General features: G+C 61.2%; 12 protein-coding genes. All 12 read left to right on the top strand.

The window, feature by feature from the left end; all coding sequences use genetic code 11:
* Window positions 1–637: zinc-binding dehydrogenase (locus HJB82_RS03165; protein WP_221139565.1), on the top strand; the 637-nt coding region annotated here is incomplete at its 5' end.
* Between the two features lie 3 nt (window positions 638–640).
* Entirely contained in the window at window positions 641–1,477 is an 837-nt protein-coding gene (fghA, locus tag HJB82_RS03160) for an S-formylglutathione hydrolase (RefSeq protein ID WP_207584611.1), read from the top strand.
* Window positions 1,478–1,534: 57 nt separating this feature from the next.
* Window positions 1,535–2,104 (top strand): S-(hydroxymethyl)glutathione synthase, encoded by a 570-nt coding sequence (gene gfa, locus HJB82_RS03155; RefSeq protein WP_221115162.1) that lies wholly within the window; start codon window positions 1,535–1,537, stop codon window positions 2,102–2,104.
* A gap of 404 nt (window positions 2,105–2,508) precedes the next feature.
* Window positions 2,509–3,225 (top strand): GntR family transcriptional regulator, encoded by a 717-nt coding sequence (locus HJB82_RS03150; protein ID WP_207584613.1) that lies wholly within the window; start codon window positions 2,509–2,511, stop codon window positions 3,223–3,225.
* Entirely contained in the window at window positions 3,222–4,133 is a 912-nt protein-coding gene (locus tag HJB82_RS03145) for a dihydrodipicolinate synthase family protein (RefSeq protein ID WP_207584614.1), read from the top strand. Before HJB82_RS03150 ends, HJB82_RS03145 begins: the two co-directional genes overlap by 4 nt.
* On the top strand, window positions 4,126–5,643 hold the full coding sequence (locus HJB82_RS03140) for an aldehyde dehydrogenase (RefSeq protein ID WP_207584615.1): 1,518 nt from the start codon (window positions 4,126–4,128) through the stop codon (window positions 5,641–5,643). The genes HJB82_RS03145 and HJB82_RS03140 overlap by 8 nt, the downstream gene beginning before the upstream one ends.
* Window positions 5,640–6,986 (top strand): FAD-binding oxidoreductase, encoded by a 1,347-nt coding sequence (locus tag HJB82_RS03135; RefSeq protein WP_207584616.1) that lies wholly within the window; start codon window positions 5,640–5,642, stop codon window positions 6,984–6,986. The genes HJB82_RS03140 and HJB82_RS03135 overlap by 4 nt, the downstream gene beginning before the upstream one ends.
* A 78-nt stretch (window positions 6,987–7,064) precedes the next feature.
* Window positions 7,065–7,916 (top strand): glycine betaine ABC transporter substrate-binding protein, encoded by an 852-nt coding sequence (locus HJB82_RS03130; RefSeq protein ID WP_221115160.1) that lies wholly within the window; start codon window positions 7,065–7,067, stop codon window positions 7,914–7,916.
* An 80-nt stretch (window positions 7,917–7,996) separates the two neighbouring features.
* A complete protein-coding gene (locus tag HJB82_RS03125) occupies window positions 7,997–9,088 on the top strand; it encodes a glycine betaine/L-proline ABC transporter ATP-binding protein (protein WP_246762833.1) in 1,092 nt (363 codons plus the stop codon).
* A gap of 21 nt (window positions 9,089–9,109) precedes the next feature.
* Complete coding sequence (locus HJB82_RS03120) at window positions 9,110–9,958, top strand: proline/glycine betaine ABC transporter permease (protein WP_207584619.1); 849 nt, start codon at window positions 9,110–9,112, stop codon at window positions 9,956–9,958.
* Window positions 9,955–10,806 (top strand): proline/glycine betaine ABC transporter permease, encoded by an 852-nt coding sequence (locus HJB82_RS03115; protein WP_207584620.1) that lies wholly within the window; start codon window positions 9,955–9,957, stop codon window positions 10,804–10,806. Before HJB82_RS03120 ends, HJB82_RS03115 begins: the two co-directional genes overlap by 4 nt.
* A 16-nt stretch (window positions 10,807–10,822) precedes the next feature.
* Entirely contained in the window at window positions 10,823–11,821 is a 999-nt protein-coding gene (locus tag HJB82_RS03110) for a 4-hydroxyproline epimerase (RefSeq protein WP_207584621.1), read from the top strand.
* Window positions 11,822–11,840: the final 19 nt, after the last annotated feature.

The following is an 11,840-nucleotide window of genomic DNA, read 5'->3' as shown; positions in this document are numbered from 1 at the left end:
CTGCTACATCGGCTGCGGGGTGACGACAGGCATCGGCGCGGTGATCAACACCGCCAAGGTCGAGATCGGCGCCACCGCCATCGTCTTCGGTCTCGGCGGCATCGGCCTCAACGTGCTGCAGGGCCTGGGGCTTGCCGGTGCCGACATGATCATCGGCGTCGACATCAACAATGACCGCAAGGAATGGGGCGAGAAGTTCGGCATGACGCATTTCGTCAATCCGAAGGAGGTCGGCGACGACATCGTGCCCTATCTGGTCAACCTGACGAAGCGCAATGGCGACCTGATCGGCGGCGCCGACTATACGTTCGACTGCACCGGCAACACCAAGGTGATGCGCCAGGCGCTCGAAGCCAGCCATCGCGGCTGGGGCAAGTCGATCATCATCGGCGTTGCCGGCGCCGGCCAGGAGATCTCCACCCGGCCGTTCCAGCTGGTCACCGGCCGCAACTGGATGGGCACCGCCTTCGGCGGCGCGCGTGGCCGCACCGACGTGCCGAAGATCGTCGACTGGTACATGCAGGGCAAGATCCAGATCGACCCGATGATCACCCACACCATGCCGCTCGAAGACATCAACAAAGGCTTCGACATGATGCACAAGGGCGAAAGCATCCGCGGCGTGGTGGTCTATTAAGCCATGAAAACCATCTCGACAGAGAAGTCACACGACGGCATCCAGGGGGGTTACGTTAATCGCTCGGAGGTCTGTGATTGCGACATGACCTTTGCTGTCTTCGTGCCGCCGCAGGCGCTCAAGGGCAACTGCCCGGTTCTATGGTACCTTTCCGGCCTGACATGCACGCATGCCAATGTCATGGACAAGGGCGAGTATCGGCGGCTTGCGGCTGAGCTCGGACTGATCGTCGTCTGCCCGGATACCAGCCCGCGCGGTGACCACGTCCCCGACGAAGCCGACAATTGGCAGTTCGGCAAGGGTGCGGGCTTTTATGTCGATTCCACCCAGCCGCCCTATTCGGCGAACTATCGGATGTACAGCTACATCGTCGACGAGTTGCCGCGGCTGCTGGCCGCGGAATTCCCGGTCGACATGGGCCGCCAGGGAATCTTCGGGCACTCGATGGGGGGGCATGGCGCGATCACCATCGCGCTCAAGAACCCGGATCGCTTCCAGAGCTGCTCGGCCTTCGCGCCGATCAGCCGTCCCTCGGTCTCCGGCTGGTCGAAACCGGCATTGCGGAAATATCTCGGGGCGGATGAAACGACCTGGCGGGCCTATGATGCCTGCTCGCTGATCGAAGACGGGTACCGGTTCCCGGAACTGTTCGTCGATCAGGGGACGGCGGATAGCTTCCTGGAGGACGGATTGCGTCCCGATGAGCTCAGGCAAGCCTGCGAAGCGGCGGGCATCGACCTGTCGCTTCGCATGCAGGAAGGCTACGGCCACTCCTACTCTTTCATTTCGACATTCATGGAAGACCATCTGCGCTGGCATGCGCAGAGGTTGGGAAATTAGTTTGGAAGGGCTCGGCCGGGCATAACGCAAACGGCCAGGGAGGGAAGGAGAAAAGCAATGAGCATAGCTATTCATCCGCTAGTGGATTCAGGCTTTCAGGCGACTGACGCTGCCTTTGCAGGCGGAACGCTCGTGTGCAAGTGCACGAGCAACCCCGTAAAGGTCAGGATCAAGGGCGATATCGCCCATAATCACGCCTGCGGCTGCACCAAGTGCTGGAAGCCAGAGGGCGCCGTCTTTTCGGTCGTGGCAGTTGCGCCGACCGACAGCGTCGAAGTGTTGGAGAACGGTGACAAACTTGCCGTCGTCGAAGCCGCGGCGCTGATCCAGCGGCATGCCTGCAAGCAATGCGGCGTGCATCTGTACGGCCCGGTCGAGCGTGAACATGCGTTCCAGGGATTGTCGTTCATCCATCCGGAGCGCTTCCAGGAAGGCGGCTGGGCAAAGCCGGGCTTTGCGGCCTTCGTGTCGTCGATCATCGAAAGCGGCTTCGATCCTGGCAAGATGGACGCCGTCAGAGCGCAGTTGAAGGCGTCGGGCCTCGAGCCGTACGATTGCCTCAACCCCGGCTTGATGGACTATATCGCAACCTGGACCGCCAAGAAGAGCGGAGCGCTCGCCCCGTGATCTAATGGGGACGCCGACCTCGACGGCCCCAACAAAACCGCCGCCATCAGCGTGATATCCGCAGATGGCGGCGCGCCGCCGTGCCGCGGCCAGCTTTCGACGCCCGATGATTGGCGTTGACGCGCCGAAGGCGCTGATAACCCGCCACGAAGAACTCTCTCCGACGACCGACGCAGGTTTCCAGAAGGAATTGCCCGCGGTTTCGGCCAATCCGCGTATCGGGCGCAAGCCAATCCCTCACCTTGGAATTGAAACGGCGCCGAACCGGCAACGGCTCCGCGCGACTTCGCGATATTGTGTATCCTGGGAATAATAATTGTGTACTCAAAGTACACAATTATTTGACTCCTCCTGAGTGCCGTGCCATCTTCATGACGTAGAGCAACAATGGCTGGAGATCGACGATGGCGAGGACACCCAAGAGCAATCTCTACGAAGATCTGAAACGCCGGATTCTGACGATGGAACTGGACCCGGACGCCGATCTGGACGAGGCCAGTCTGAGCGAAAAATATGGGCTCTCCCGGACGCCGGTCCGCGACATATTCCGCCGCCTTGCCGGTGAGGGCTATATCGATATCCGCGAGAACAGGGGTGCGCGGGTCATCCCGATGAACCACTCCACGCTGCGCAATTTCTTTCTTGTCGCGCCGATGATCTATGCGGCGATCGGCCGTCTCGCCGTGCAGAATTTCAAGCCCGCCCAGCTTGTCGACCTGAAGCAGACCCAGGAGCGCTTTCGCGCCGCCAGCGAGGACGCAGACGCCCTGAGAATGGTGCTGGAGAACAACCGCTTTCACGAGATCTTCGGCGAAATGTCGGGCAACGTCTATCTGCAGCCGAGTCTCGGCCGGCTGCTCATCGATCACGCGCGCATCGGCCACACGTTCTTCCGACCGAGGAACGAGGACATGAAGCGGCGGCTGCAGGTGGCGGTCGACCACCATGACGGCTTCATCGCCGCGCTCGGCGCTCACGACGAGAATGCCGTCGTCGATCTCGTTTTCGAACACTGGGAATTGTCCCGCGAGAACATGGAGATGTTCATCGCCCCGCAAGGCCTGAAAGCGGACGCCTTCCTCGGCGCTCCGGCCACGCAATTATTGGAGAAGTCACCGTGAAGTTTGAGGGGATCTATACGCCGGCGGTGACGCCACTCGATCAAAATGGACAGATCGACCGGGCCGGATTTACCGCCGTGCTCGAGTCGCTGATCGAGGCGGGAGTGCACGGCATCATCGTCGGCGGTTCGACGGGCGAATACTACGCCCAGAGCAGCCAGGAGCGTTTCGAACTCGCCGCCTATGCGCGAGAAGTCATCGGCACACGGCTGCCGCTCATCATCGGGACCGGTGCCATACGTACCGAAGATTCGGTCGAATATGCCAAGGCGGCGAAGGAAATCGGCGCGGATGCAATCCTGGTGTCGTCACCGCCCTACGCGCTGCCGACCGAACGCGAAAACGCCGTCCATGCGCTGACGGTCGATCGCGCCGCCAACCTGCCGATCATGCTCTACAACTATCCGGCCCGCATGGGCGTGGTGATGGGCGAGGAGTATTTCTCCCGCGTCGGCAAGTCGAAGAACGTCATCGCCATCAAGGAAAGCTCCGGCGACATGGGCAATCTTCATCGGCTCGCCCGGAAATTTCCGCATATCGCGCTGTCCTGCGGCTGGGACGATCAGGCGCTCGAATTCTTCGCATGGGGTGCGAAGAGCTGGGTCTGCGCCGGCTCAAACTTCCTGCCGCGCGAGCATGTCGCTCTCTATGAGGCCTGCGTCCTGGAAAAGAACTTCGACAAGGGCCGGGCGATCATGACGGCAATGCTGCCGCTGATGGATTTCCTTGAATGCGGCAAGTTCGTCCAGTCGATCAAGCACGGATGCGAATTGATCGGGCTGAATGTCGGATCGGTCCGCGCGCCGCTGCGTCCGCTCAACTCCGAAGAAAAGCGAACCCTCCAGACCGTCGTCGCCACATTGAAGCGCACGGTCGCCCAGATCACATCGGGAGCAAACCATGCATGAACCCTTGACCGCCGCCGAATACAAGGCGATCGCCACCGAGCTTCAGTTTCCGACGAATGCCTTCATCGATGGCGCATTCCGTCCGGCAAATTCCGGCAAGACCTTCGCCTCCACGAACCCCGCAACGGGCGAGGTCCTTGCCGAAATCGCCGCCTGCGATTCCAGCGACGTCGACTTCGCCGTTACGAAAGCGAGGGATGCGTTCGATGATGGACGCTGGCGGCTGCGCTCGCCGGGAGCGCGCAAGGAAGTGCTTCTGAAGCTCGCCAAGCTCATGGAGCAGAACAGGCACGAGCTTGCCGTCCTGGAAAGCATCGACAGCGGCAAGCCGGTGCGGGAATGCCAGACGGTCGATATTCCTGATACCATTCATACGATCCGCTGGCATGCCGAGCTGATCGACAAGCTTTATGACAACACCGCCCCGGTCGGAGCCAACGCGCTGACGATGATCGTGCGCGAGCCGATCGGCGTCGTCGGATGTGTGCTTCCATGGAATTTCCCGCTGCTGATGCTGGCCTGGAAGATCGGCCCGGCGCTCGCCGCTGGCTGCTCGGTCATCGTCAAGCCGGCCCAGGAAACGACGCTGACGACGCTGCGTGTCGCCGAGCTTGCCCATGAAGCCGGCATTCCGGCTGGTGTGTTCAACGTCGTCACCGGCTCCGGCCGCGAAGTCGGCGAACCGATCGGCCTGCACATGGGTGTCGATATGGTCGCCTTCACCGGATCGACCCCGACCGGCCGCCGCTTTCTGCGTTATGCCGCGGATTCGAACCTCAAGAAGGTCGTACTCGAATGCGGCGGCAAGAATCCCGCGGTCGTTCTTGACGATGCCGAAGACCTGGATCTCGTTGCCGAGCAGGTGGTCAACGGCGCCTTCTGGAACATGGGTGAGAACTGCTCTGCCACGTCGCGTCTCATTGTTCATTCCAAGATCAAGGACGAGTTGCTGAAGCGCATCGGCGCCTATATGCGCGAATGGAAGACCGGCGATCCGCTCGATCCGGACAATCGCATCGGCGCACTGGTCAGCAAAGCGCATTTCGAGAAGGTGAAATCCTTCCTCGACGACGCCAAGACGGAGAAGCTAACGGTCGCCCACGGCGGCGAAACGCATGGCGGCATCTTCATCGAGCCGACGGTGTTCGATGGCGTAACGCCCGCCAGCCGCCTGTTCCAGGAAGAGATCTTCGGGCCGGTACTCTCGGTCACAACCTTCAATTCGCTTGCCGAAGCGATCGCCCTTGCCAACGACACCAATTACGGCCTGACGGCGTCGGTCTATACCGGCAGCCTGAGAAACGCCATCAAGCTCGCGCGCGAAATCCGCGCCGGCGTCGTCACCGTCAACTGCTTCGGTGAAGGTGATGCCACCACGCCGTTCGGCGGCTACAAGGAGTCCGGCTTCGGCGGCCGCGACAAGTCGGTCTTTGCTCACGACAATTACTGCGAACTCAAGACCATCTGGATCGACGTATCCGAGCGGTCGGTCGACGAGACCATCCGATGAGCCGCCATGTGATCAAGCACCTGCCGACCGACACCGGCGTTTCGGGATGGGAGGCGACCAGCGAACGCGCCTTTCCCGTAGCGGCGCTTGAGCACGACACTATTGCGGACTGGCTGATCATCGGCGGCGGATTTGCCGGCCTCTCGGCGGCGCGCCGCCTCTCGCAATTGCGCCCCCAGGACAAGATCGTCGTCCTGGAGGCTCGCGAGCTCGCCAAGGGTCCGGCCGGCCGGAATTCCGGTTTCATGATCGACGTGCCGCACAACCTGTCCTCGGGCGAGTATTCGGTGGCCGACGAAGAGGCGACCAAAGAGGAGATTCGGCAGAACCGCCTGGCGATTGCCTTCGCAGCCGATGTGGCGGCCGAAAACGGCCTGTCGCGGGAAACCTTTGACCCATCGGGCAAGGTGAATGCCGCGGCCTCCGACCGGGGCATGGGTCTCAACGACAATTACAGGAAGTCGCTCGAGAAGATCGGCGAGCAGCATCGTGTTCTCGATGCACATCAAATGCGAGAGATGACCGGTTCTCGCTATTACCATGGCGGCCTTTACACGCCGGGCGCGGTAATGATCCAGCCGGCCGACTATATTCGTGGCCTGGCGCGCGGGCTCCATTCGAAGGTCGCCATCCACGAGCACTCGCCGGTGCTGGAGCTTTCGCGCGAAGGCAGGACCTGGAAGGCGAAGACCGGTTGCGGCTCCGTTTCGGCGCCGAAGGTCATTTTGGGCGTCAACGGCCATATTCAAAGCTTCGGCCATTTCCGCGGCCGGCTGATGCACATCTTCACCTACGCGTCGATGACATCGGCCTTTTCCCAGAACGAATTCGCAGGTGACGTCACCGGTGTGGATCGCTGGGCGCTATTGCCGGCCGACCCGATGGGCGCGACGGTGCGCAAGATCACCAAGGACGGGCTTTCGAGGATCGTCGTCAGGACGAGGTTCACCTATGACCCGAGCCTGAAAGTGTCGGAGAAGCGCGTTGCCGGTATCGCGGTCGAACAGCGCCGGTCGTTCGATGCCCGGTTCCCCGGGCTGGAAAGCCTGCCGATGGAATATAGCTGGGCGGGCGCGCTCTGCCTTAGCCGGAACCATGTGCCGGCATTCGGCGAGGTCGAGGAAGGGCTCTTTTCCGCCTGCTGCGAGAACGGTCTCGGCACGGTCAAGAGCACTTTTGCGGGCATGATGGCGGCCGATCTGGCGGCGGGTGCCGGTAGCCTCGAACTCGACAAATACAGCAATCAGCCGGAACCGACGAGATTGCCTCCGGAGCCCATCGCGTGGCTCGGCGTCAACTCGGTCATCCGCTTTCAGGAATTGCGCGCAGGCCGCGAGGGATGATCCCTCTGCCCGCGCAATATGAAGACTGCCGCCCGCAGACTTCAATGAGTATGGGAACGAAAACCAGGAGTAAGAACAATGAAGACTTTGTGGAAGGCGCTTTGCGCCGCTGCGGTGATAGGGATCAGCATCCTTCCTGCTCGCGCGGAAGAAAAGACGATCAATCTGGGCACGATGTCATGGGAAGACCTGACGCCCATCACCGGCATTACCAAGAAGGTTCTCGAAGATGCCGGTTACACCGTCAAGGTGACCGAGTTTTCCGAATGGGGCATCGCCTATGCCGCTCTTGCCAAGGGCGATATCCAGGCTCTCACCTCGCAGACCGACTACGTCGCTCAGGATTACTGGGACAAGAACAAGAACCGTCTCGAGAAGATTTCGCCGGTGTCGCACGGCCTCTACCAGGGCGTTGCCGTTCCGAAATATGTTCCGATCGACTCGCTCGATCAGCTCAGTGAAAATGCCGACAAATTCGGCGGCAAGATTATCGGCATCGAGCCGGGCGCCGGCCTGATGCGCGATACGGCGAATGCTGTCAAGGATTACGGCCTCAAGCTCCAGCTCGTCGAGGGCAGCACGGCCGCGATGACGGCGGCGCTGAAATCCGCCTATGATCGCAAGGAATGGATCGCGGTCACGATCTGGGAGCCGTCGTGGATGGTCCAGAAGTACGAGGTCAAGTATCTCAAGGACCCGAAGGGCGTATTCCCGCCGCCGCAGAGCTACTACTGGATCGGCCATAAGGGCTTCTCAGAAGAAAACCCGCACGCCCGCGAAGTCATGGCAAGCGTCTACGTGCCAATCGCCGACATCACCACCATCAACGGTGAAGTCAAGGACGGCAAGACGATGGACCAGGCCGTGCAGGATTGGATCGGCAGCCATGCCGACCTGATCAAGCGCTGGGAAAACATCAAGAAGAAGTAATCGCTTCATGGCCGTCCGATCCGTCGGGCGGCCAACCTGAAATGAAGAAGCCAGCGCCGATTGGCTCAAAGGGGATCGCGATGAAAACCGCCAATATCGATGCCGAAGATGTCCTGATCGACTGCCAATCCCTCTGGAAGGTCTTCGGAGGCAAATCCGCCGCAGCGATGAAGTCAATCAAGGAGCGCGGCCTCGGAAAGACAGACGTCTTGAAGGAATTCAATTGTGTCGTCGGCGTTTCCGATGCGAGCATCGAGGTCCGGCGGGGCGAAATCTTCTGCATCATGGGATTGTCGGGAAGCGGAAAATCGACGCTTATCCGCCTTCTCAACAAGCTGATCACGCCGAGTTCCGGCAAGGTGCTCGTCAAGGGACGCGACATCGCCGCCTTGTCGCCGGTTGATCTCAGGCAGATGCGGGCCAAGAACATCGGCATGGTGTTTCAGAGCGTCGCGCTGCTGCCGCACCGGACAGTGCTGGAAAATGCCGCCTTCGGCCTCGAGGTCCAGGGAATTTCCAAGCCGGAGCGAAACAAGACTGCCGCGGCCGCCCTCGAGAAGGTTGGCCTCGCCGACTGGCTCAGCCGATACCCCAACGAGCTTTCCGGCGGCATGCAGCAACGCGTCGGGCTTGCTCGCGCGCTCGCCTCCGACCCCGAGATCATTCTGATGGACGAGCCGTTCAGCGCGCTCGATCCACTGATCCGCCGTCAGCTTCAGGATGAATTCCGCCAGTTGACCAAAGCCCTGGGCAAATCCGCTGTCTTCATCACCCATGATCTCGACGAGGCGATCCGCATCGGCGACCGCATCGCGATCATGAAGGATGGCGTCATCATCCAGACCGGCACGGCCGAGGAGATCATCCTCAACCCGGCCGACGCCTATGTCGCCGAATTCGTCGCGGGAATATCCCGCCTTCATCTGATCAAGGCGCATTCGGTCATGCGTAGTGTCGCCGAATTCCAGCAGAGCACGCCGAACGTCGACATCGCGTTGCTGGCACGCACGACGCCGGACGCCGATATCGACGAACTCATCTCTTTGACGATGCAGTCGGAGCGCGATGCCATCGCCGTCGTCGACAGTGACCAGGTCGTCGGCGTGGTCACGCTGCGCAGCCTGCTGATGGGCGTCAAAGGAACCTCGGCCCACAATCTCACGGCGGCGTGACCCCAACTGGAGCTGATTGACATGGATAGTTCAGCCTTCACCGATGTTTTCGACGAATGGACGGACTCCGTGCTCGAATGGGTGAGCGACAATGGGGAGTTCCTGTTCGACTATATCAGACAGGTTCTCGAAGGGCTCTATGACGGAATCCTCTGGCTCCTGCAACTCCCGCCGTTCTACGTGGTTGCTCTGATCGTGGCGCTTATCGGCTGGCGGCTGGTCAATATCTGGTTCGCTCTCCTCAGCTGTATCGCGCTGGCGCTTTGTTTTTCGATGGGGCTGTGGCCGCAAACGATGAGCACCCTGGCTCTGGTCTTGACCGCAACCTCAATCGCCTTGGCGATCGGCATCCCGATCGGAATCGCCGCCGGCTTCTTCACGGCGCTGGATCGTTTCATGGAGCCCGGCCTCGATCTGATCCAGACGCTTCCGCCCTATATCTACCTGCTGCCGGCGATCGCTCTGCTCGGCTACGGACCGGCCACAGCGCTGATCGCCACCGTGATCGTCGCCGTGCCGCCGGCCATCCGCCTGACCTCGCTTGGTATCCGCATGACGCCCAAAGAGTTCATCGAACTTGGAGAGGCGCTTGGGACCACGCCGACCAAGATGTTCTTCAAGATCCGCCTTCCCTTTGCGCTGCCGAGCATCATGGCAGGCATCAATCAAAGCCTGATGATGGCCTTTGGCATGGTCGTCATCGCCGGCATCGTTGGTTCCGGCGGGCTCGGAGAGACGATCTACGGCGCGATCAGGACACTCGACATCGCCACCTCCATCAACGGCGCGATCGCCATCGTGGTACTGACTATGGTGCTTGACCGAATAACCCAGAGTGCCGCTCGGCTGGGCGCAGGGAGGAAGTCATGAATCCGTCAACCTTTCAGTTTTCGCCTGGCGCTTTCCTGGCTCCATCAGTCGATTGGCTGAACACCAACCTTCACCCGCTGTTTGCTGCCATCAGTTCCGTGGTCGAAGCGGTGCTTTCCGCATTCGAGGGGGCACTCCTCTTTGTGCCGCCCTATGCGCTGATTGCGATCGTCGTCCTCCTGGCATTTTTTGCCGTCAGCCTCCGCGCCGCAATCCTGGCAGGCCTCTGTCTGGGATTCTGCCTTCTTGTCGGGCTGTGGACGGCATCGATGCAGACCCTCTCGCTGGTGACCGTCGCAGTCCTTATCTCCGTGCTCATCGCCTTCCCGCTCGGCGTCCTGTGCTCACGCTACAAGACATTGGAGGCGGTGGTGCGACCGGTTCTCGACGTCATGCAGACCGTGCCGCCATGGGTCTACCTCATCCCCGCGGTGATGATCTTCAGCCTCGGACGGGTGCCGGCAATCATCGCCACCATCGTCTATGGCATTCCGCCGATGCTCCGCCTGACGACGCTGGCCTTCAACCAGGTCCCGAAGGTATTCATCGAACTCGGCAGCGCCATCGGCGCGCCGCCGCGATCGATCCTCTGGAAGATCGAAATCCCCCTGGCCAAGCAGACGCTGCTGGTCGGGCTCAACCAATGCATTCTCCTGTCGCTGGCGATGGTCGTGCTGGCCGGCCTCGTCGGCGCAGGCGGCCTCGGCGCGGAAGTGACGCGCGGCCTGACGCGCATGGAGATGGGCCTTGGCTTGAGAGCAGGCCTGGCGATCGTCGCGGTCGCCCTGCTACTCGACCGGGTATCCCGCGGCCTGCTCGACCGCGACAGGCTGCCGAAGGCGAGATGAGCAAGGACATAACAAGATGAGAAACAGCTTCTTCTGCATCGATGCGCATACCTGCGGCAATCCCGTCCGTCTCGTCGCCGGCGGTGGTCCGCTGCTTCCGCATGTGCCCATGGGCGAGCGCCGGGAGATCTTCGTCCGCGACCACGACTGGGTGCGCAAGGCACTGATGTTCGAGCCGAGGGGGCATGACATCATGTCAGGCTCGATCATTTACCCGGCCTATCGGGAGGACTGCGATTTCGCCGTTCTTTTCATCGAGGTGAGCGGCTGCCTGCCGATGTGCGGCGCCGGCACCATCGGCACCGTGACCGCCGCGATCGAGGAAGGGTTGATCAAGCCGCGCGAAGCTGGAAGGGTCGCCATCGAAACGCCTGCCGGCAGAGTGGACGTCACTTACGAGGAGAAGGGCGGATATGTCGATTCCGTTCGCCTCCACAATGTCGCGAGCTATCTCCATGAGGCCGATGTCGAGGTCGATGTGCCAGGAATGGGCCGTCTGCGCGTCGATATTTCCTATGGCGGCAACTATTATGCCGTCATCGAACCGCAAGAGAATTGGAGCGGGCTCGACGGCATGACGGCGTCCGATATCGTCGGCTGCAGCCAGAAGCTCAGGGCGGCACTTGCGAGTGTCTGCGATCCCGTTCATCCCGACGACGCCAGGATTTCCGGCGTGCATCACGCGATCTGGTGCGATCGCCCTGTGAACGACCACTCCGGTGGGCGCTGCGCGGTCTTCTACGGTGAGAAAGCCATCGACCGGTCACCAGGCGGCACCGGCACTTCGGCGCGCATGGCCCAACTCTATGGGAAGGGGCGGATGTCGGTCGGGTCGAGTTACCGTCATGAAAGCCTGATCGGAACCGTTTTCGAGGGCCGGGTTGAAGCCGAGGCAAGTATCGGATCTTATCGCGGTATTCTTCCGAGCATCGGCGGCTGGGCCCGCGTCATCGGGCACAACACCATTTTCGTTGACGATCGTGACCCCCTGGCGCACGGTTTTCAGATTCGATAAGCGCTGCTCAGCAGCGGCA

The sequence above is a fragment of the Rhizobium sp. NZLR10 genome, assembly GCF_019685125.1.
Taxonomy (GTDB): Bacteria; Pseudomonadota; Alphaproteobacteria; order Rhizobiales; family Rhizobiaceae; genus Rhizobium.
Note: the sequence above shows the minus strand (reverse complement) of the source record. Positions and strands in the feature narration are given on the sequence as shown.

What these genes read in the sequence shown, in the direction of transcription:
- fghA (WP_207584611.1), top strand. Translation starts at nt 641, where the DNA reads ATGAAAACCATCTCGACAGAGAAGTCACACGACGGCATCCAGGGGGGT.
- gfa (WP_221115162.1), top strand. Translation starts at nt 1,535, where the DNA reads ATGAGCATAGCTATTCATCCGCTAGTGGATTCAGGCTTTCAGGCGACT.
- HJB82_RS03150 (WP_207584613.1), top strand. Translation starts at nt 2,509, where the DNA reads ATGGCGAGGACACCCAAGAGCAATCTCTACGAAGATCTGAAACGCCGG.
- HJB82_RS03140 (WP_207584615.1), top strand. Translation starts at nt 4,126, where the DNA reads ATGCATGAACCCTTGACCGCCGCCGAATACAAGGCGATCGCCACCGAG.
- HJB82_RS03135 (WP_207584616.1), top strand. Translation starts at nt 5,640, where the DNA reads ATGAGCCGCCATGTGATCAAGCACCTGCCGACCGACACCGGCGTTTCG.
- HJB82_RS03130 (WP_221115160.1), top strand. Translation starts at nt 7,065, where the DNA reads ATGAAGACTTTGTGGAAGGCGCTTTGCGCCGCTGCGGTGATAGGGATC.
- HJB82_RS03125 (WP_246762833.1), top strand. Translation starts at nt 7,997, where the DNA reads ATGAAAACCGCCAATATCGATGCCGAAGATGTCCTGATCGACTGCCAA.
- HJB82_RS03120 (WP_207584619.1), top strand. Translation starts at nt 9,110, where the DNA reads ATGGATAGTTCAGCCTTCACCGATGTTTTCGACGAATGGACGGACTCC.
- HJB82_RS03115 (WP_207584620.1), top strand. Translation starts at nt 9,955, where the DNA reads ATGAATCCGTCAACCTTTCAGTTTTCGCCTGGCGCTTTCCTGGCTCCA.
- HJB82_RS03110 (WP_207584621.1), top strand. Translation starts at nt 10,823, where the DNA reads ATGAGAAACAGCTTCTTCTGCATCGATGCGCATACCTGCGGCAATCCC.